A 19,251-nucleotide genomic window follows, 5' to 3' on the forward strand; every position below is an offset into this window, starting at 1 on the left:
TCGGCTCCACTACTTGTCCTGGAGGGGTTGAGGCCGGCGACCCGACCGCTGGTGTTCCGTTCAGCTGGTCAACAGCCGCAGCAGATTCTTGTAGTCCTCGCGGATGTCCGCGCTCTCCTCCTGCAACGCCTTCACCTTGCGGCAGGCATGCAGCACGGTGGTGTGATCTCGGCCACCGAAGGCATCTCCGATCTCCGGCAGGCTATGATTGGTCAGCTCCTTGGCCAGGGCCATGGCAACCTGCCGGGGCCGGGCCACCGAGCGGGAACGACGCTTGGAGAGCAGGTCGGCAAGCTTGATCTTGTAGTACTCGGCCACGGTGCGCTGGATGTTGTCCACACCGACCTGCTTGTCCTGAAGCGCCAGCAGGTCCTTGAGGGATTCGCGGATGAAGTCCTGAGTGATCGTCTTGCCCATGAAGTGGGAGTCGGCGATCACCTTTTTCAGGGCACCCTCCAGCTCGCGCACGTTGGAGCGGATCTTCTGGGCGATGAAGAAGGCGGCGTCGTGGGGCAGGTCGACCTTGGCCTGATCGGCCTTCTTCATCAGGATCGCCACACGGGTCTCCAGCTCCGGCGGTTCGATGGCCACCGTCAGGCCCCAGCCGAAACGCGACTTCAGGCGCTCCTCTACCCCACTGATTTCCTTGGGGTATCGATCAGAGGTCAGGATCATCTGCTGGCCGCCCTCGAGCAGCGCATTGAAGGTATGGAAGAACTCCTCCTGGGAGCGCTCCTTGCCGGCGAAGAACTGGATATCGTCGATCAGCAGGGCATCGACGCTGCGATAGAAGCGCTTGAAGTCGTTGATGGCATTGAGCTGCAGCGCCTTGACCATGTCGGCCACGAAGCGCTCGGAATGCAGGTAGACCACCCGGGCATTCTCGCGTCGCGTTGCCAGGGCATTGCCCACGGCATGCATCAGGTGGGTCTTGCCGAGGCCGACCCCGCCATAGAGGAAAAGCGGATTGTAGGCGCCGCCGGGATTCTCGGACACCTGGCGAGAGGCGGCCCTGGCAAGCTGGTTTGACTTGCCCTCGACGAAGGTCTCGAAGGTGAAGTTGGGGTTAAGACCACTGCTGTGCTTGAGGCTCCCCTCCACCTGCACCTGACGCTCGCCGCCACGCCGCTGGCCTGCACCTTCCTCGCGCAACTGATCGATCTCGCGCTCGTCCCCCACATCCCCCCGCGGCGGCACCTGGACCGCCGGCGCGGCAGGGGCACGCGCCGCCGAGACGGGATGGCCCAGCTCACGGGGCTGAGGGGACGGCGTCGCGCGACGACTGCCGACGGTCAGTACCAACTTCGGCGGCTTGGCGGGCGAGAGCTCACGCATCAGTTCACTGATCCGCTTGGCATACTTGTCGCTGACCCAGTCACGCACGAAGCGATTCGGCGCCAGAAGGCGCAACTGGTTGGATTCCCCTTCCTCCGCCTGCAGCGGGCGGATCCAGGTATTGAACTGCTGGGAATTCAGTTCATCCTGCAGGGTATCCAGACATTGTTGCCAGAGAGCCAGTGACACGCGACCTCACCATTGCATTGAAAACGACCGCCTATTGTATCGTTCAGGCGACGGGTTATCCACATGCCCGATGCCGTGACACGGTCTGTGGAAAACCCCTCCGTGAGCCGCAGGGAGGCCATGCGGGGCAGAACCAGAGGCCCGCGGATGCCGCCCGCTCCGTCGACTGCCGGGGCAAGTCATCCCCGCAGCATCCCCACCTTGTCCACAGCAAAACCGTGACAACAACACATTGATATTAAAGATTTATAATGGCTTGCTCACAATACATATCCCCAATAGTGATAACAGGCACGGATCACTGACGGTGATGGCCTGGTGCCTCATCGAGGAGGAAGAAGGGTGCCAGGCCCCGCCGGCAGCATCGGGACGCACGGAAGAATTGCACCGCGAGGCTGAAATCACTACAATTTCCGGTCTTGAACCGAATACCCCCGGGTCCGCCAGCGGCATCCGGATGTCTCCGAATGATCGATTCGTTCCGAAAACCACGTGGGAATAACCAGTTATGAAACGTACTTTTCAACCCAGCGTCCTCAAGCGCAAGCGCGTGCATGGCTTCCGCGCGCGCATGGCCACCAAGAATGGTCGTGCCGTTCTGGCCCGTCGCCGTGCCAAGGGCCGCAAGCGCCTGAGCGCCTGACCGCGGCCCTCGCGTGTCCAGTCAGGGCTATCCCCGGCAGTTGCGACTGCTGACCGCCGGGGATTATCGACGTGTCTTCGAAACGGCTGCATTCAAGGTCCACGGCAAGGGGCTGATGGCCCTCGCCTCGCCCAATGAGCGAGGTCATCCGCGTCTCGGCCTGATCTTCAGCAAGAAGAACGTCCGCAGAGCCGTCGACCGAAACCGCCTCAAGCGCATCGTGCGTGAATCCATCCGGCTTCAGCAGTATCGCCTGCCCTCGGTGGATATCGTGGTGCTGGCAAGACGAGGAGTCCATGAACTGGACAATGCCACCGTGCATCGTCAGCTCCACGGGATGTGGCGTCGCCTGGAGCGAGAGGCGCGCAGGTCGTCCTACGGGACGGACTTGCTCAGCCCGGAAAGCGGTGACGCGGGCCGCGAACGATGACCGGCACCCCTGCGTGCCGGTCCGTCCCGGCGCCGGCATGGGCATGACCACTGCCATCCTCGTTGCGCCCCTCCATGCTGACGCCTCGGATGCAGCCAGCCTGCACGCGTTGTCCAGCCTGCCTCCGGCAGGCTTTCGTGTATCTCGGGTGGGCGACCTGCGTTGCACCATCGGAATGTTCACTACCCATCGGGCAGACCCCTCATGGACGTAAAACGACTTCTCCTCGTGATTCCCCTGGCGGTACTCGCCTACCTGCTGATCGTCCAGTGGAATCAGGACTACGGACAGGTGACCCCTGAGCCGCAAGCTCCCGCCATCACAAGCAGTGCCCAGGAAGGGGCTCGCCAGGACCAGGCGTCATCGGGCAGCGATGACCTCTCGGTCCCCGCGACCGCCGGCCCGGCGGACGACATGACCGGCGAGATCCCCGGCGAGGCCGCCTCTACCTCGGGCAGCCGTGACCTGGTGGCCGTCGTCACCGACGTGCTCGATGTCCGCATCGACCCCCAGGGCGGGGACATCGTCTATGCGGCGCTGCCCCAGCACCGCTTCAGCCTCGACTCCGACCGACCCTATGTGCTGCTCTCCGACAGCGAGGGTCGCAGCTATGTGGCACGCTCAGGGCTTCAGCTCGAGGGCCACGAGGGACGCATCACCTTCACCCCCGAGTCGACCGAATACCGGCTGGGCGGGAACGACGAGCGACTCGAGGTCGACCTGGCTGCCGAGGTGAATGGCGTGGAGGTGATCAAGCGCTTCACCTTCGAGCGTGACAGCTACGCGGTGGACGTGGACTACTTCCTGGCCAACAACACCGAGGAGCCGGTCACGGCCCGCTTCATCGGCCAGCTGGCCCGCGACAACAGCAGCGACCCCTCCAGCGGTCCGGCCCTGGGCATGCAGTCCTTCCTCGGCGCCGCCTACTCGACCCCGGAGGATCGCTACCTGAAGGTCGACTTCGAGGAGATCCAGGAAGGCGCTTTCAACAACCGCGACGTCGAGGGGGGCTGGGTCGCCATCATCCAGCACTACTTCACCTCGGCCTGGGCCCCTGCCCAGAACCAGCAGAACCTCTTCTACGCCACCACCGACTCCCGCGGCCGCAACGTGGCCGCCTTCGCCGGCCCCACCAGCAGTGTGGCCGCCAACAGCGAGGCAGCGCTGGGGGCAACCCTCTACATGGGGCCCAAGGTGCAGGAGCGACTGGAGGCCGTGGCCCCCCACCTGGAGCTGACGGTGGACTTCGGCTGGCTGTGGTTCATCGCCAACCCGCTGTTCTGGTTGCTGGACCAGATCCACGACCTGATCGGCAACTGGGGCTGGTCCATCGTCCTGCTGACCCTGCTGGTGAAGCTGGCCCTGTGGCCGCTCTCCGCCAAGGCCTACAAGTCCATGGCCCGCATGCGCAAGCTGGGCCCGGAGATGCAGCGCCTCAAGGAGCAGTTCGGCGACGACCGCCAGAAGATGTCCCAGGAGATGATGAAGTTCTACCAGAAGGAGAAGATCAATCCCCTGGGCGGCTGCCTGCCGATCCTGGTGCAGATGCCGGTATTCATCGCCCTCTACTGGATGCTGCTGGAATCCGTGGAGCTGCGCCACGCACCCTTCATGTTCTGGATCCAGGACCTGTCGGTGAAGGATCCGTACTTCATCCTGCCGATCCTGATGGGCGCCTCGATGTTCGTCCAGCAGATGCTCAACCCGACGCCTCCGGACCCCATGCAGGCGAAGATCATGAAGATGCTGCCGATCGTCTTCACCTTCTTCTTCCTGTGGTTCCCGGCCGGCCTGGTCATCTACTGGGTGGTCAACAACTGCATCTCCATCGTTCAGCAGTATGCGATTACCCGCAAGATCGAGGCCGACCCGAGTATCGGCAAGGGCATGAAGACCAAGTAACGCGGTGCTTCTCCCCGACACCCAGACCCCCGCCCCGGCGGGGGTCTGGCGTTTGCGGGGCCCGACCCGGACAATGTTTCCCTTCCAGCAGAGGTGCCGCCGATGACCGCCAGTCTCCATGATCAGGACACCATCACCGCCCTGGCCACCCCTCCGGGACGCGGCGGCGTGGGCATCATCCGCGTCTCCGGGCCCGCCTGCACGACGATCGCCGAGGCCATGGTGGGCCACTGCCCGGCCCCGCGATACGCCCACTACGGCCCCTTCCACGGCGAATCCGCGGTAATCGACGAGGGCATCGCGCTGTTCTTCCCGGGGCCCCACTCCTTCACCGGCGAAGATGTCCTGGAACTGCAGGGGCATGGTGGCACGATGATCATGGACCTGCTGCTCGAGCGCTGCGTGCAGCTGGGGGCACGGCTCGCCCGCCCGGGGGAGTTCTCGGAGCGCGCCTTCCTCAACGACAAGCTGGACCTGGCCCAGGCCGAGGCCATTGCCGACCTGATCGAGGCCAGTTCCCGGGGGGCGGCCGAGAACGCCCTGCGCTCCCTGCAGGGCGAGTTCTCGCGTCGCGTGGCGTCGCTGGTCCAGCGGCTGATCGAGCTGCGCATGTACGTCGAGGCGGCCATCGACTTCCCGGAGGAGGAGATCGACTTTCTCGCCGACGGGCATGTCGCCATCCGGCTGGCGGCGGTCCAGTCGGAACTGGCCGAGGTGCGGGCCGCCGCGGGTCAGGGGGCCCTGATGCGGGAAGGCATGAGCGTGGTGATCGCCGGGCGCCCCAATGCCGGCAAGTCGAGTCTGCTCAATGCGCTGACCGAGCAGGACACCGCCATCGTCACCGACATCGAGGGCACCACCCGGGACGTCCTCCGCGAGCATATCCACCTGGATGGCATGCCCCTGCACGTCATCGACACGGCCGGGCTGCGCGATACCCCGGACGCGGTGGAGAAGATCGGGGTGGCCCGGGCCTGGGAGGAGATCGAGAAGGCCGATCGCGTGCTGCTGATGGTGGATGCGGCTACCACCGAGGCCATCGACCCCATGGCCATCTGGCCCGAATTCGTCGCACGCCTTCGGGACCCCTCGCGGCTGACGCTCGTGCGCAACAAGATTGACGCCAGCCACGAAGCCCCCGGCATCGATGCTGACGCCGCCACCCCGGTGATCCGGCTTTCGGCCAGGAGCGGCGCAGGGGTGGATGGCCTCAGGGAGCACCTCAAGGCGGTGATGGGCTATGCCGCCACCACAGAAGGGCGTTTCTCGGCCCGACGCCGGCATCTGGAGGCCCTGGACCGGGCCCGACAGGCCCTCGCCAACGGCGAGGCGCAGCTCGCCGGCTATGGGGCCGGTGAGCTGCTTGCCGAAGACCTGCGCGACGCCCAGCAGGCGCTGGGCGAGATCACCGGGGAGTTCAGCGCGGACGACCTGCTGGGTGAGATCTTCGGTAGCTTCTGTATCGGCAAGTAGCCCCTTCCCGCAGGGCCGCGCCGACAGCGCGGTCGATACCACCCCCGCTGGGTGAGATCTTCGGCAGTTTCTGCATCGGCAAGTAGCCCCTTCCCGCAGGGCCGCGCTGACAGCGCGGTCGATACCACCCCGCTGGGTGAGATCTTCGGTAGCTTCTGTATCGGCAAGTAGCCCCTTCCCGCAGGGCCGCGCTGACAGCGCGGTCGTTACCACCCCGCTGGGCGAGATCTTCGGCAGTTTCTGTATCGGCAAGTAGCCCCTTCCCGCAGGGCCGTCACCCTACTCCCCGACCCACCAGTCGCCATGATGGCGGCAGGTCGCGCCCAGCAGCGGCGTGACCTGCCGCATGGCCGCTTCCAGCCGCGTATCGAGCCCCCAGGGCGGATTGATCACCAACATGCCGCTGCCGACCATGCCACGCTCGCCCTCCTGGGGCTCGCGCAGCCTCAGCTCACTACGCCAGATCTTGCGCAGGCCGCCCTCGCGCAGGCCCTCCAGCAGCTCCCGATGGCGGCCGGCCGGCAGCAGGGGGTACCAGACCAGCACGACGGCATGGCGTGCCCTGCGCATGGCCTTGAGCACCGCATCAACCACCTCGCCATACTCCGCCTTGCGCTCGTAGCTGGGGTCGACCAGCACACAGAGCCGCGGGGTGGCCACCGGCAGGCACTTCACCAGCCCCTCGAGACCGTCACCATGGATGCGCTGAACATTGTCAGGCAGTGCCTGACGGGTCAGGTGGCCATGCTCTCCGGGGTGCAGCTCGAAGAGCATCAGCCGGTCACTGGCACGCAACCGGTCCGACAGCCACCATGGCGAGCCAGGATAGTGGTCGAGAGTGCCGTCCCGTGCCTGGACCCGCCCGACCGCCGCGAGCCAGTCGCCGAGCAGCGGGTCGTCAGCCACGTGCGTTCTCGCCTGCCATAGCCGAGCAAAGCCCTTACGGTACTCCCCGAGCCTCGCGGTCTCCTCCGCCGCCAGCGGGTAGAGGCCGCGACCGGCATGGGTATCCATGTACGTAACAGGTGATTCCTTACGTAACAAATGATCGATGACCGCAAAAAGCGTCAGATGCTTGTGAACGTCGGCGAAATTGCCTGCATGATAGGCATGCTGATAGGAAAGCATGGAAGGAGATCCGTGAGTCGGCAAGACAAAAGGGCCCGTCACTGCCTTGCAGTGACGGGCCCGGGGTAAGGGCTTAAGGAAGCTTGCTTACTGCTCCTGGAAGCGGTCCTCGATGGGTGACAGGGTAACCTCCACCCGCCGGTTCTGAGCCCGGCCCTGCTCGGTGTCGTTGCTCGCCACCGGCTGGTTCTCACCATAGCCGCGCATGTTCAAGCGGTTGCGCGACACGCCGGACTGGGCCAGATAGTTGCCCACCGAATCGGCACGACGCTCGGAGAGCCGCTGGTTGTAACCGGCATCACCGGTGCTGTCGGTATGGCCGGCGATATTGACCCGGGTGTCGGGATACTGCTGCAGCACCGAGGCCACGTCATTGAGGGCATTGCGCGCACCGGACGTCAGATCACTGGAGTCGAAATCGAAGGTTACCTCGCTCGGCATGTTGAGCACGATATCGTCACCGCGGCGATCAACGCCGATGCCGGTGCCTTGGGTGCTCTGACGCAGTTGCTCCTCCTGACGATCCATGTAGGCGCCGATGCCACCGCCGGCGGCGGCCCCCACGGCGGCGCCGATCAGGGCGCGATCGCGCCGGCTGGTGCTTCCGTCACCACTGAGGGCACCGGCAGCAGCGCCAACGGCGGCGCCGATGGCCGCCCCCGTCCCGGTCTGGCTACGCTGGGTCTCCCCGCTATAGGGGTCGGTGGTGGTACAGCCTACCAGCAGCGCGGCGGCGGCCAGGGGTGCAATCAGTCGGATCGATCTGCTCATGGTGTCCTCTTCTCCTTGGGTTGAGGAATATCATCCTTCACTGGCCCGCTCATCATCGATCAGAGCCAGCAGCTCGTTCAAGAATAGTAGACCTTGAGGTGATGCCCTAAGCCAGTCGGCATCTTCCACAAGAAGTCCTTTTTCACGGGCCGCGACCAGCCTGGAGAGCAACGCCCGCGTCCCGCGACCCGTATGGGCCTTCCAGATCGACAGGGGTACCCCCTCCACCAGGCGCAGGGCATTCATGGCGAATTCCAGCGGCAGCTCCCGCTCATCGATGTCGAATCGACCGGCAACGAATCCCCTCGGGTCATCGAGCCGGCGCAGGTAGGCATCGGGCAGTCGCGATTTCCAGCGGCGCTGGATCTGCAGGCCTTCGGCTCCCGGGACGCTGAGCTTGCCATGGGCACCGGCCCCGATCCCCAGATAGTCGCCGAAGCGCCAGTAGTTGAGGTTGTGTCGCGAGCCCCGACCAGAACGGGCATAGGCGGAAATCTCGTAGCGCTCCAGGCCGGCGGCCTCCAGGCGCTCGTGTCCCAGGTCCTGGATGTCCCACAGGACCTCCTCCACGGGCAGCTCAGGCGGAAAGGCGTGGAATTCGGTATTGGGCTCCAAGGTCAGCTGGTACCAGGACAGGTGCTCCGGGGAGAGCGAAAGGGCCTGGTCGAGATCGGCCAGCGCCAATGCCGGCGTCTGTTGGGGAAGGCCGTGCATCAGGTCGAGGTTGAGGTTGTCAAACCCCGCTTGACGCGCCTCCTCGACAGCCGCCACGGCATCGTCACCGCCATGGATACGTCCCAGGGCCGCCAGTTGCGCATCCTGGAAGCTCTGCACGCCCAGCGACAGGCGGTTGATCCCCGCCGCCCGGTAGCCGGCGAAACGTCCCCGCTCCAGGGTACCGGGGTTCGCTTCCAGGGTAATCTCGATGTCTGCTGCCAGCGGAAGCCGGCTCGCCACGGCCTGCAGCAGTCTCTCGTAGAAACCGGACGACATCAGGCTCGGAGTACCACCGCCGATGAAGATGCTCACCAGCTCACGCTCCGCGGCCAGCGGCAGGTCGGCCTCGAGATCCGCGATCAGCGCCTCGAGGTAGCTCGCCTCGGGAAGTTCGGCGCTCCGCCCTACCCCGTGGGAGTTGAAATCGCAGTAGGGGCACTTGCGCACGCACCAGGGGACATGGACATAGAGCGAGAGCGGCGGCACTGCACGCGCAGACTCGTTAAGGGCGCTCATGGACGATCTCGTCCGGCATCCATCGCCGCCACCAGCGCCTGCAGGGCCCGCCCGCGGTGGCTAAGCCGGTTCTTCTGCTCGGCGGTGAGCTCGGCGGCACTCGCTCCCTGGTCCGGGAGCCAGAAGAGCGGGTCATAGCCGAAGCCCCCCTCTCCACGGGGAGCCTGCAGGATCTCGCCTTCCCAGCTACGCTGCACGATCAGCGGCACCGGGTCGTCGGCATGACGCAGCAGCACCAGCACGCACCAGTAGCGGGCCCGGCGACGCCCCTCCGGCACCTCGGCCAGGGACGCCAGCAGCTGGGCGTTATTGCGCGCATCGCTCTTCGGCTCACCCGCAAAGCGCGCGGAGTAGATGCCGGGCGCCCCGTTCAGGGCATCAACCTCCAGGCCGGAATCATCAGCCAGGGCAGGCAGACCGCTCAGGCGACTGGCTTCCCGGGCCTTGAGGAGGGCGTTCTCGACGAAGGTCAGGCCGGTCTCCTCGACGTCGGCAACGCCGTAGTCGGCCTGGGGCCGTACGTCGAAGCCCAGCGGCGCGAGCAGCTGATGAAACTCGCGCAGCTTGCCGGCATTGCCACTGGCCAGGACCAGCAGGGCTGGGGTCATGGTCGGTTCTCCAGACGGTCAGGGGTCGCCCATTCTACGAGCCGACACCACAAGGGGGAACGGCTGGGCCAAGGAGTTGAAAGTATGTCATCCACAACAACTACTTTTCTCATTCTTAATTATGAGAAATTAAGTCGTTAAACCGCGAGCACCAGGATGAATTTCCTTGGCAGGCGGTATCGACGGCAGGGGTAGCCGAGCCCTCTTCCGGCGCCAAGTCATTGATCGCGCTAGGTGGCGGCCCAACTATAAACAAACGAAAACAAAAAAGCACATATTTATAACCAAAAGTTAGTAACGAAAAATTACATTATGCCCAAGACTAAGAGCCAGTGTGGCGCTTATGCCACAAATGGCTGATTGCCTCATAATGAAAGTTAACCGCGCCTTGCGAAGGGGTCGCACCATGGAACAGGGGAAGAGCCTGGTGTTGCTGGTCACCGCCAACAACCCTCAGTCACAACTCTTCATCAACTATCTCCACGATCAGCTCGACTGTCCGGTCTCGGTCGTCGCGCCGGGAACGGAGTGGAAGGGCAAGGATGCCTCGCCGACCGTGGTGCTGCTCGATGCGGATCATATCGACGAGGCCACCATGCAGCAGTGGCATGTCAGGGCGGCCGAGGCCGGCGACATGTCGCTGGCCGCCTTCAACCTGCGGGACGAGGAGCATGCCGTCGAGGTCCTCTCGGCCATGAACCTGCAGGGCGTCTTCTACCGCAGCGACTCGCTGGACATGATCTGCAAGGGGCTGAAGATCCTGCTGGAAGGCAACCTGTGGATGTCACGCACGTTGATGACGCGGATGATCCAGTTCTTTCGCCGCCAGCAACTCAACTCCTATCGGCCGGTCTGCGGCCTGACCCACCGGGAACTGGAGATCATCGCCATGCTGGGTACGGGGGCCTCGAACATCGAGATCGCCGACCAGCTGTTCGTCAGCGAGCACACCGTCAAGTCCCATCTTTACAACATCTTCCGCAAGATCAAGGTGCACAACCGCCTGCAGGCGGTGAACTGGGCCCGCCAGAACCTCGGTGCCCCGCCGCCGCTGGTGGGTCGCCGCCAGCGCGAGGCCAGTCACCAACCACCCAACGGCACCTGAGAGGTCCTCAGATCAGTCGCACGTGATCCTGGATCAGACCCGCCAGGGTCTCGGCGGCATTGTCCGCCGTGGTATCGAGGTGCAGCAGGTGCAGGCGCTCCTCGTCGCCGAAGGCCTCGAAGTCGGCCTGCTGGCGCGCCAGTATGGCGAGACTGTCCTCCACCGGGACGCTGTGACGCCGGGCGCGCTTGTCGATGCGCCGGTGCAGCGTGACGTCATCGGCCTCGAAGCTGACCAGCAGCACCGGCAGGCCACGGGCCTCGGCTTGCTGGCGCAGGAGATCCCGCTGCTCCCGCTTCAGGAAGGTGCCATCGACGCAGGTCGGGAAACCCGCCTCCAGAAGCGTGCCGGCACATTCGGCCAGTCGACGATAGGTCCGCTCGGTGGCTTCCCGGGCAAAGATGTCCACAGGCGATTCCCTCACGACCGCCTGTGGATCGATGCCGTGAAGCCGTCGGCGCTCCACATCCGAACAGAGGCGAACGGCCCCCAGACGACCGACGAGGGTCCGGGTGAAGCGGCTCTTGCCACTGCCCGAGACACCGATGCCGATGATCAGCGGCGGGAAGCGGAACTCGGCATAGGCCTCGGCCAGGTCCAGGTACCCACGGCACTCCCGCATGGTCTCGGCCAGCAGGGCAGGGCGTTCGCCGTCCTCACCGGCAGCCTGATGGCGCTGCAGGGCGCGGCGCGCACCGGCCAGGGCCTCGACGACACGGAAGGCCGAGAGCAGGCGAGCCAGCCCATAGTCCCCGGACCGCCGCAGGTAGCCATCGAGGGCCTGGCGTGCCAGGCCGGTCTCGCCATGGGATTCCAGTCCCACCAGCAGCGAGGCCAGGTCGCTGCCCGGGTCGACGATGCCCTCCCACCCGGGCCCCTGGAGGTCCCGACCGATGGCATTGGCCAGCAGCACCCGACCCTGGTCGCAGAGCCGACTGTCGGGATGCGCGACGGCCCAGCTGGCCGCCAGCACGCGCTCCCGGCGTGCCAGGAAGACCGGCGCCAGTCGCGCGAGGTCCTGTTCGAGCCACTGCCGAAGACAGGCCAGACGCTGGCGATCCTCCTCCCCGGCGAGCAGCGGCTCGATGGCCGCCACTTCCCCGTCGAGGCGTTCCCGGAAGGCAGCCAGCCCGGCATCTTCGGGCCCAGCCGCGCCGCGCGAGCGGCGATGGAAGGCCACCAGCCGGTCGACCAGCTCCTCCAGCTGCAGCGCCTCCTCGCAGGAGGCCGCTTGATCGGCATCTGTCTGGCTCATCTGGGGTCTCCCGTTATGGAGGTGGAGTCTCAGGCCGGCTTCATCGCCGCGAATGCCTTCTCGGCAGCGTCCAGGGTCAGCTGGATGTCCTCCGGGGCATGGGCACTGGACATGAAGCCCGCCTCGAAGGCCGACGGCGCCAGGTAGACCCCCTGGTCGAGCATCAGGGAGAAGAAGCGACGGAAGGCATCGGCATCGCAGGCGGTGGCCTGGGCGAAGTTGTCGACCCGGCTCTGGCCGGTGAAGAAGATCCCGAACATGCCGCCGGCACGCTGGGTGATCATGTCGATACCCGCGGCATCGGCCCTCTCCTGAAGACCGTGGCAGAGGGTCTCGACCCGCTGCGCCAGGGCATCGTGAAAGCCCGGCTGGCGAAGCTTCCCGAGCAGGGTGATGCCGGCCGCCATGGCCAGCGGATTGCCGGAGAGGGTGCCGGCCTGGTAGACGGGACCGAGCGGCGAGATCACCTCCATGATCTCGCTACGACCGCCGAAGGCACCCACCGGCATGCCACCGCCGACGATCTTGCCCAGGCAGGTGAGGTCCGGCTCGATGCCGTAATGGGCCTGGGCGCCCCCCATCGCCACGCGGAAGCCGGTCATCACCTCGTCGAAGATCAGCACGCTGCCGTGCTGGTCGCAGACGCGCCGCAGGGTCTCCAGAAAGCCCGGCTGCGGCGGGATGCAGTTCATGTTGCCGGCCACCGGCTCGACGATGATGCAGGCCACCTCGCTGCCGATCTCCTCGAAGCACTGCTCCACGGCATCGGGATCGTTGAAGGAGAGGGTCACGGTGTGCTCGGCCAGGGAGGCCGGCACCCCGGGGGAACTGGGCTCACCGTGAGTGAGGGCGCCCGAGCCGGCCTTGACCAGCAGCGAGTCGGAGTGGCCGTGGTAGTTGCCCTCGAACTTGACGATCTTGTCGCGGCCGGTATAGCCGCGTGCCAGGCGAATCGCTGACATGGTGGCCTCGGTACCGGAATTGACCATGCGTACCATCTCGATGGTGGGGATCATCTCGCAGATCAGGTCGGCCATGGTGGTCTCGATGGCCGTGGGGGTGCCGAAGGAGAGGCCGCTGTCGAGCCGCTCACGCACCGCGCCCAGCACCTCGGGGTCGGCGTGACCGGTGATCATGGGCCCCCAGGAACCGACGTAGTCGACATAGCGCTTGCCCTCCACATCGAAGAGATAGGCGCCGCGGGCACGCTCCATGAACACCGGGGGACGGTCCATCCCCTTGAAGGCGCGAACCGGCGAGTTGACCCCGCCGGGAATGTGGCGGCAGGCCTGCTCGAAGAGCTGTGCGGATGTGGTCATGTCAACCTCTTGCCCTGTTGATGCGTGCCCGGCCAGGCGGGCTGTGGATAGATCTCTGGATAACCTCGTGACGGACAGTGAAGCGTCGGTGAATGTCGTCGAACGACGCTTGACCGCGCCTCTGCCGGTTCCGCCCCATTCTCGTCTGCCGGGGAAGCGATGACCAGCCCGCCCGTCATCCCGGCGGCGTCGCGGCGTCGATGGCGAGAAAGGCGGGCCGCGCCGGCAACTGCCAGAGGCGCCGCGGCAGCCGCTGGTCCTGCCCCGGCTGCCAGCCATGGGCCAGCGCCTGCCAGGTGAAGGCCTGCGCCTGCTCGCAGGCCGTGACCAGTGACTCGCCCGATGCCAGGCGCGCCGCCAGCGCACTCGCCAGGGTACAGCCGGAACCGTGGAAGCGCCCCCCGAGTCGCGGCCAGGTCCACTGCCGGCTGGTCTCCGGTGCATGCAGGGTATGTTCCACCCGGTCGGCCGGCACCCGTCCCGCGGGGTGGTCGGTGCCGGTGACCAGCAGGGCCTGGCAGCCGAGGGACATCAGCCTCACCGCCCGCTCGGTGTCATCGTCGAATTCGTCTCCCGCCAGCCGGGCCAGCTCCTGGCGGTTGGGTGTCAGGATATCCACATGCGGCAGCAGGTGACGGCACATGGCGTCGATGAGCTCGGCTGTGGACAAGTCACTGCCACCGCCGGCCCTCAGTACCGGATCCATCACCACCGGTACCCCCGGCCGGCGCCGCATGATATCCACCACGGCATCCAGCACGGCGCCATCCGGCACCAGGCCAATCTTGATCGCGGCGATCTCGAAGTCGTCCAGGGCCGCCGCCATGGCGTACAGGTCAGCGGCGGACACGGGCCTCACCGCGCTCACGTCCCGGCAGTTCTGCACCGTCAGTGCCGTGGGCACGGTCAGCGCCCAACCGCCGCAGGCCGCCACCGCCTCGCTGTCGGCGACCAGGCCGGCACCGCCGGTGGGGTCGTGGCCGGACAGCACCAGCACCGTCGGCAGGTGGGGGGAGAGTTCAGGGGAATCGGCCATCAGAAGGGCTTCAGCACGGCCAGGAAGATGATCAGCAGCAGGGCGATCACCGGTAGCTCGTTGAACCAGCGAAAGAACACATGGCCGCGCCGACAGCGCGCTTCGGCGAACTGCTTCAGGTAGATCAGGCAGACATGGTGATAGCCCACCAGCAATACCACCAGCAGCAGCTTGGCATGGATCCAGCCCTGAGCGAACCAGGCGGGATTGAGCACCAGCAGGGCACCCCCGAACAGCAGCACGGCGATCATCGACGGCGTCATGATCCCGCGGTAGAGCTTGCGCTCCATCACCAGGAAGTGATCGATGGCCTGCTGTTCGCCCCTGTCCCGCGCCATGGCGTGGTAGACATAGAGGCGCGGCAGATAGAACAGGGCGGCGAACCAGGTCACCATGGCCACCAGGTGCAGGGCCTTCATCCACAGATACATGACGACTCCTCAGCCGTGGGTCGAATCGGAAAAGCGGTAGTAGCGCTCGATGGCGTCGCGGGTGATGATACCGGAAATCCGCTTCTGCTTCGGCCGGTGACCGTGCTCGACGTAGAGGGCATCCAGCGCCTTGTCGTTGAGCCGCTCGAAGGCCTCGGAGAGCGTCGCCTGCAGGTGGATCGGTGCCATGTCCAGGCGCTGGCCGGGGATCTCCAGCAGGTCCAGCAGGGCGCTGTCCTCCTCCGACTCGGGCGCATCATGCTCCAGCAGCCAGCGGGCCAGGTCGGCCGCCTTGAGCGCCAGGGTCGGCTTGTCGTCCGTGGAACGCTCGATCAGCACCCAGGCAGGATTGGACTCGAGCAGGACGCTGGCCTGATCACGGGTCACCATGCGCGAGGTCCGCACCAGGCTGCGCTCCATCACCGCCGGCACCGAGACCCGGGACAGTGCCTGCATCAGGGGCTGCTGCAGCGGGTGCAGCCCCTGACGGGTCTGGGTGAGGAAAAACCCCTGGCTGCGGCTCAGCTGCCGCGCCGTGAGGCCGGCCACCACCACCGCCAGCATCCCCGGCATGATGATGCCGGGATTGTGGGTGAGCTCGAGCAGGGCCATCAGGGCCGCCAGGGGCGCCTGCAGCACGGCCCCCATCATGGCGGCCATGCCGAGCAGGGCATAGACCTCGGGGGCCGAGGCCCCCACCGGCAGCAGGGCCTGGCCCGCCAGGCCGCACAGGGCACCGGCCGCACCGCCGACCACCAGGATGGGGCCGATGATGCTGATCGGGATGCCGCAGGCCACGGTGAAGGCCGTGAGCAGCAGCTTGCCGATGGCCACCGCCAGCAGCACGTCCACGGCGGCGGCCCCGCCCAGCGCCCGCTGCAGCGTGTCATAGCCCATCCCCTGCACCTCGGGGTACCACCAGGCGACCCCTGCCACCGCCAGCGCCGCCAGGGCGAAGCGCAGCGCCATGGGCAGCCGCTGAAGCCGTTCATGCCCCCGGGCCACGCGCACGAAGAGTGCCGCCAGCAGCCCGATCAGCAGGGCGCTGGCAAGGATCCAGGGTAGGTCCAGCAGGGATCTCAGGTGCAGGTCGGGGATGCCGATGGCGGGTTCGGGTCCGTAGACCAGCTGGGCCACCACGGCGCCCATGGACGACGCCAGGATCACCGGCATGAAGCCGATGATGGTGTACTCCATCATCACCACTTCCATGGCGAAGATGACGCCGGCGATGGGCGTATTGAACGAGGCCGAAATGCCCGCTGCCGTGCCGCAGGCCACCAGCACCCTGAGACTGTTGTGGGGCAGGCGCAGGTACTGTCCCAGGCCGGTGGAGGCCGCCGCCCCCAGGTGGATGGCCGGCCCCTCGCGTCCGGCGGAAAGGCCACCGATCACCGACACCACGCCCACCCACCACTGGGCCAGCCAGTTGCGCAGCGGGAAGCGACCCTGATGATAGGTCAGCCGGTCGATGACGTGGACCACGCCGATACGCCGTCCCTCCGGCGGCAGGCGTATGAGCCACAGGCCGATCAGGGCCGCCGCAACCAGGGGCATCAGCACCCGCAGGGCCGACGGCAGGGCCTCGAAGGCCTCGGGGTCGCCGTCGGGAAACAGCAGCATGCCCCCCAGGGAAAGCAGCAGGCGGAATACCACCATCAGCCCGCCCGTCACCAGGCCCGACACCACACCCAGCACGCAGAGCTGCGGCAGGGCATCGACGTTGGCCAGCTGGCGACGGAAGCCTTCCAGGCTCAAGTCGGGTAGCGAGAGACGCGGCACGGCGACGATCCTGTTCGGCCTTGCTGGGGAAGACCCGCCAGGCTGGGCCTGGGTAGGTCGCGTCTCTCTTGTGTATCATATCCGGGGACACAGGTCCCAGCATCACGTCACCAATCCCAGGAGGCCATCGTGATCAAGGTCGGAATCGTCGGCGGCACCGGTTACACCGGCGTCGAACTGCTCAGGCTGCTGGCCCGTCACCCGGACGTGGCGGTGGACGCCATCACCTCGCGCTCCGAGGCCGGCATGGCCGTCAGCGAGCTCTATCCCAACCTGCGCGGCCACTACGATGACCTGGCCTTCAGCGAGCCCGATGCCGACCGGCTGGCCCGCTGCGATGCCGTCTTCTTCGCCACCCCCCACGGCGTGGCCCATGCCCTCGCCGGCGAGCTGCTCGACAGGGGCACCCGGGTCATCGACCTCTCGGCCGACTTCCGGCTGCGGGACACCGAGGAGTGGGCCCATTGGTACGGCCAGCCCCACGGCGCCCCCGAGCTGCTCGGCGAGGCGATCTACGGCCTGCCCGAAGTCAACCGCGAACGCATCCGCCAGGCGCGACTGATCGCCGTGCCGGGCTGCTACCCCACCGCCGTGCAGCTCGGCCTGCTGCCGCTGCTGGAGGCGGGCGTGATCGATGCCGACCGGGTCATCGCCGACTGCAAGTCCGGGGTTACCGGGGCCGGCCGCGGCGCCAAGGTACCCTCGCTGCTGGCCGAGGCCAGCGAGTCCATGAAGGCCTATGGCGCCTCGGGCCACCGCCACCTGCCGGAGATCCGCCAGGGACTGGCGGATGCCGCCGGGGGCCCGGTGGAGGTGACCTTCGTGCCCCACCTGACGCCGATGATCCGCGGCATCCACGCCACCCTCTACGGCCGCCTGACCGCCGACCCCGGCGACCTCCAGGCGCTCTTCGAGCGGCGCTTCGCCAGTGAGCCCTTCGTCGACGTGATGCCGGCGGGCAGCCATCCCGAGACACGCAGCGTGAAGGGAGCCAACGTATGCCGCCTGGCCGTCCACCGTCCCGGTGACGGCGACACCGTGGTGGTGCTCTCGGTGATCGACAACCTGGTCAAGGGCGCCTCCGGTCAGGCCGTGCACAACCTCAACCTGATGTTCGGCCTCGACGAGTCGGCCGGCCTCGACGCCCCGGCCATCATGCCCTGATACCCTCATCCAGGACACCCCCCCAACAAAGTTGACCCTTTTGCTGGGGATTGTGGATAATCCCCCCTGGCAAGACATTCATCGATCCAGGGGAGGTCACCCATGAGCGGTGCCGAATCCTTCGTTCCCACCCCCTTGATGCTCTCGGATGGGGCCCGTGCCCGTCTCGCGGCGCTCATCGAGGAACAGGGCAATCCCCGGCTCAAGCTGCGGGTCTACGTCACCGGTGGAGGCTGCTCGGGCTTCCAGTACGGCTTCGACTTCGCCGATGAGGTCGCCGACGACGACACCCTCGTCGAATTCGGCCGGGTGGCCCTGGTGGTCGACCCCCTCTCCTACCAGTATCTCGTCGGCTCCACCGTCGACTACGAGGAGGGGCTGGCCGGTGCCCGCTTCCTGGTGCAGAACCCCAACGCCACCACCACCTGCGGCTGCGGCGCCTCCTTCATGGTCTGACCGCCAGCGTTGGCTCAGCGACGACCGCACGCTTTTCCCTCCACTTGACGCTTCCCCGGGAACTCGCCATGGTTTAAGGCGTAATCCACAACAAATTCTTCCATGGGGAATCGTATGAAACGCCAACTGAAGACCGCCTCCCTGGCCGCCAGCGTCGCTTTCGGGCTGGGGCTTGTCGGCGCAGCCAGCGCCGATGACCATGTCCTCGAGGTCGTCACCGACCCGAGCTTCGTGCCCTTCGAGATGATGGACCAGGAAACCGGCGAGATGGTCGGCTTCGACATGGACATCCTCGCCGAGTTGGCCGAGCGTGCCGGCTTCGAGTACAACCTGCGCACCATGGACTTCAACGGCATCATCCCCGCCGTGCAGACCGGAAACGTCGACATCGCCATCGCCGGCATCACGATCACCGAGGAGCGAGCCGAGATCGTCGACTTCTCCGATCCCTACTACGACAGCGGCCTGCGGATCCTGGTCGGCGCCAATGACGACAGCGTCGAGGAGCTCGAGGACCTCGAGGGCAAGAAGATCGGCACCAAGGTCGGCTCCACCAGCTACGACTTCCTCGAGGAGAACCTGGGCGACGAGGCCGACATCACCCCCTACCCGGGCTCCAGCGACATGTACATGGCGCTGCTCGGTGGCAGCGTCGACGCCGTCTTCTACGACGCCCCCAACGTCGGCTACTTCGCGCAGACTCGCGGCGAGGGCCGCGTCAAGGTCGTGGGGGACCTCTACGAGGGCCAGCAGTACGGCATCGTCTTCGTCAAGGACAGCGAATGGGTCGAGCCCGTCAACGAGGCCCTGGCCGAGATGAAGGAGGATGGCACCTACGACGAGATCTACAAGGAATGGTTCGGCGAGGCGCCCAGCGACGAATGAGGGCCTTCGCTTCCTGATCACGGGGTCGGGTCGAGTGCCCGGCCCCGTTGCGTTGCGAACCCGGCACGCTCCCCCTGTCGCTACCCCCGCGTCTTGACGGAGAAAC

At 66.2% G+C, this 19,251-nt stretch carries 18 protein-coding genes; 8 read left to right on the forward strand and 10 right to left on the reverse strand.

Annotated elements, in window-relative coordinates; translation table 11 throughout:
• Positions 1-60: 60 nt before the first annotated feature.
• Complete coding sequence (gene dnaA, locus QLQ83_RS02025; RefSeq protein ID WP_282733910.1) at positions 61-1,524, reverse strand: chromosomal replication initiator protein DnaA; 1,464 nt, start codon at positions 1,522-1,524, stop codon at positions 61-63.
• Between the two features lie 508 nt (positions 1,525-2,032).
• Here dnaA and rpmH point away from each other — a divergent pair.
• The 4 genes from rpmH (at position 2,033) to mnmE (ending at position 5,972) form a co-directional block, all read left to right on the forward strand.
• On the forward strand, positions 2,033-2,167 hold the full coding sequence (gene rpmH / locus QLQ83_RS02030; protein WP_010626003.1) for a 50S ribosomal protein L34: 135 nt from the start codon (positions 2,033-2,035) through the stop codon (positions 2,165-2,167).
• Positions 2,168-2,180: 13 nt separating this feature from the next.
• A complete protein-coding gene (rnpA, locus tag QLQ83_RS02035) occupies positions 2,181-2,597 on the forward strand; it encodes a ribonuclease P protein component (RefSeq protein ID WP_282733911.1) in 417 nt (138 codons plus the stop codon).
• A 204-nt stretch (positions 2,598-2,801) separates the two neighbouring features.
• Positions 2,802-4,499, forward strand: a complete 1,698-nt coding sequence (gene yidC, locus QLQ83_RS02040; RefSeq protein ID WP_282733912.1) for a membrane protein insertase YidC — start codon at positions 2,802-2,804, stop codon at positions 4,497-4,499.
• A 102-nt stretch (positions 4,500-4,601) separates the two neighbouring features.
• Positions 4,602-5,972: a tRNA uridine-5-carboxymethylaminomethyl(34) synthesis GTPase MnmE gene (gene mnmE / locus QLQ83_RS02045; protein ID WP_282733913.1), complete on the forward strand. Its 1,371-nt coding sequence runs from the start codon at positions 4,602-4,604 to the stop codon at positions 5,970-5,972.
• A 279-nt stretch (positions 5,973-6,251) separates the two neighbouring features.
• Here mnmE and QLQ83_RS02050 read toward each other — a convergent pair whose 3' ends face one another.
• The 4 genes from QLQ83_RS02050 to rdgB form a co-directional block, all read right to left on the reverse strand.
• Positions 6,252-7,100, reverse strand: a complete 849-nt coding sequence (locus QLQ83_RS02050) for a 23S rRNA (adenine(2030)-N(6))-methyltransferase RlmJ (protein ID WP_282733914.1) — start codon at positions 7,098-7,100, stop codon at positions 6,252-6,254.
• An 87-nt stretch (positions 7,101-7,187) separates the two neighbouring features.
• Positions 7,188-7,871, reverse strand: a complete 684-nt coding sequence (locus QLQ83_RS02055) for an OmpA family protein (protein ID WP_282733915.1) — start codon at positions 7,869-7,871, stop codon at positions 7,188-7,190.
• A 30-nt stretch (positions 7,872-7,901) separates the two neighbouring features.
• A complete protein-coding gene (gene hemW, locus QLQ83_RS02060) occupies positions 7,902-9,104 on the reverse strand; it encodes a radical SAM family heme chaperone HemW (RefSeq protein WP_282733916.1) in 1,203 nt (400 codons plus the stop codon).
• A complete protein-coding gene (rdgB, locus tag QLQ83_RS02065) occupies positions 9,101-9,712 on the reverse strand; it encodes an RdgB/HAM1 family non-canonical purine NTP pyrophosphatase (protein WP_282733917.1) in 612 nt (203 codons plus the stop codon). Before rdgB ends, hemW begins: the two co-directional genes overlap by 4 nt.
• Before the next feature lie 406 nt (positions 9,713-10,118).
• Here rdgB and QLQ83_RS02070 point away from each other — a divergent pair, with 406 nt between their 5' ends.
• Positions 10,119-10,817, forward strand: coding sequence for a LuxR C-terminal-related transcriptional regulator (locus tag QLQ83_RS02070; protein WP_282733918.1), 699 nt, complete (start codon positions 10,119-10,121; stop codon positions 10,815-10,817).
• Positions 10,818-10,824: 7 nt separating this feature from the next.
• Here QLQ83_RS02070 and QLQ83_RS02075 read toward each other — a convergent pair whose 3' ends face one another.
• The 5 genes from QLQ83_RS02075 to QLQ83_RS02095 form a co-directional block, all read right to left on the reverse strand.
• Positions 10,825-12,072 (reverse strand): bifunctional aminoglycoside phosphotransferase/ATP-binding protein, encoded by a 1,248-nt coding sequence (locus tag QLQ83_RS02075; protein WP_282733919.1) that lies wholly within the window; start codon positions 12,070-12,072, stop codon positions 10,825-10,827.
• 29 nt (positions 12,073-12,101) lie between these two features.
• Complete coding sequence (gene hemL / locus QLQ83_RS02080; protein ID WP_282733920.1) at positions 12,102-13,391, reverse strand: glutamate-1-semialdehyde 2,1-aminomutase; 1,290 nt, start codon at positions 13,389-13,391, stop codon at positions 12,102-12,104.
• 175 nt (positions 13,392-13,566) lie between these two features.
• Positions 13,567-14,427 carry a bifunctional hydroxymethylpyrimidine kinase/phosphomethylpyrimidine kinase gene (thiD, locus tag QLQ83_RS02085; RefSeq protein WP_282733921.1) on the reverse strand — a complete coding sequence of 287 codons (861 nt, stop codon included), beginning with the start codon at positions 14,425-14,427 and terminating at the stop codon, positions 13,567-13,569.
• Positions 14,427-14,858, reverse strand: coding sequence for a protoporphyrinogen oxidase HemJ (gene hemJ / locus QLQ83_RS02090; RefSeq protein WP_282733922.1), 432 nt, complete (start codon positions 14,856-14,858; stop codon positions 14,427-14,429). Before hemJ ends, thiD begins: the two co-directional genes overlap by 1 nt.
• A gap of 9 nt (positions 14,859-14,867) precedes the next feature.
• Entirely contained in the window at positions 14,868-16,640 is a 1,773-nt protein-coding gene (locus tag QLQ83_RS02095) for a chloride channel protein (protein ID WP_282733923.1), read from the reverse strand.
• Between the two features lie 129 nt (positions 16,641-16,769).
• Between QLQ83_RS02095 and argC the strand changes: the two genes are divergently transcribed.
• The 3 genes from argC to QLQ83_RS02110 all read left to right on the forward strand — a co-directional run bounded on the left by argC (position 16,770) and on the right by QLQ83_RS02110 (position 19,145).
• Positions 16,770-17,804, forward strand: a complete 1,035-nt coding sequence (argC, locus tag QLQ83_RS02100) for an N-acetyl-gamma-glutamyl-phosphate reductase (RefSeq protein ID WP_282733924.1) — start codon at positions 16,770-16,772, stop codon at positions 17,802-17,804.
• A 102-nt stretch (positions 17,805-17,906) separates the two neighbouring features.
• Positions 17,907-18,260, forward strand: a complete 354-nt coding sequence (erpA, locus tag QLQ83_RS02105; RefSeq protein WP_282733925.1) for an iron-sulfur cluster insertion protein ErpA — start codon at positions 17,907-17,909, stop codon at positions 18,258-18,260.
• A gap of 114 nt (positions 18,261-18,374) precedes the next feature.
• Positions 18,375-19,145 (forward strand): transporter substrate-binding domain-containing protein, encoded by a 771-nt coding sequence (locus QLQ83_RS02110; protein WP_282733926.1) that lies wholly within the window; start codon positions 18,375-18,377, stop codon positions 19,143-19,145.
• The last annotated feature ends 106 nt before the right edge of the window (positions 19,146-19,251 follow it).

This window comes from Halomonas rhizosphaerae (genome assembly GCF_030010555.1).
In the GTDB taxonomy this organism is placed as follows: Bacteria; Pseudomonadota; Gammaproteobacteria; order Pseudomonadales; family Halomonadaceae; genus Halomonas; species Halomonas rhizosphaerae.

Bases quoted from the DNA above. Each gene is read 5' to 3' on its own strand.
- rpmH (WP_010626003.1), top strand. From the start codon at position 2,033: ATGAAACGTACTTTTCAACCCAGCGTCCTCAAGCGCAAGCGCGTGCAT.
- yidC (WP_282733912.1), top strand. From the start codon at position 2,802: ATGGACGTAAAACGACTTCTCCTCGTGATTCCCCTGGCGGTACTCGCC.
- mnmE (WP_282733913.1), top strand. From the start codon at position 4,602: ATGACCGCCAGTCTCCATGATCAGGACACCATCACCGCCCTGGCCACC.
- QLQ83_RS02050 (WP_282733914.1), bottom strand. From the start codon at position 7,100: ATGCTTTCCTATCAGCATGCCTATCATGCAGGCAATTTCGCCGACGTT.
- QLQ83_RS02055 (WP_282733915.1), bottom strand. From the start codon at position 7,871: ATGAGCAGATCGATCCGACTGATTGCACCCCTGGCCGCCGCCGCGCTG.
- hemW (WP_282733916.1), bottom strand. From the start codon at position 9,104: ATGAGCGCCCTTAACGAGTCTGCGCGTGCAGTGCCGCCGCTCTCGCTC.
- rdgB (WP_282733917.1), bottom strand. From the start codon at position 9,712: ATGACCCCAGCCCTGCTGGTCCTGGCCAGTGGCAATGCCGGCAAGCTG.
- QLQ83_RS02070 (WP_282733918.1), top strand. From the start codon at position 10,119: ATGGAACAGGGGAAGAGCCTGGTGTTGCTGGTCACCGCCAACAACCCT.
- QLQ83_RS02075 (WP_282733919.1), bottom strand. From the start codon at position 12,072: ATGAGCCAGACAGATGCCGATCAAGCGGCCTCCTGCGAGGAGGCGCTG.
- hemL (WP_282733920.1), bottom strand. From the start codon at position 13,391: ATGACCACATCCGCACAGCTCTTCGAGCAGGCCTGCCGCCACATTCCC.
- thiD (WP_282733921.1), bottom strand. From the start codon at position 14,427: ATGGCCGATTCCCCTGAACTCTCCCCCCACCTGCCGACGGTGCTGGTG.
- hemJ (WP_282733922.1), bottom strand. From the start codon at position 14,858: ATGTATCTGTGGATGAAGGCCCTGCACCTGGTGGCCATGGTGACCTGG.
- erpA (WP_282733925.1), top strand. From the start codon at position 17,907: ATGAGCGGTGCCGAATCCTTCGTTCCCACCCCCTTGATGCTCTCGGAT.
- QLQ83_RS02110 (WP_282733926.1), top strand. From the start codon at position 18,375: ATGAAACGCCAACTGAAGACCGCCTCCCTGGCCGCCAGCGTCGCTTTC.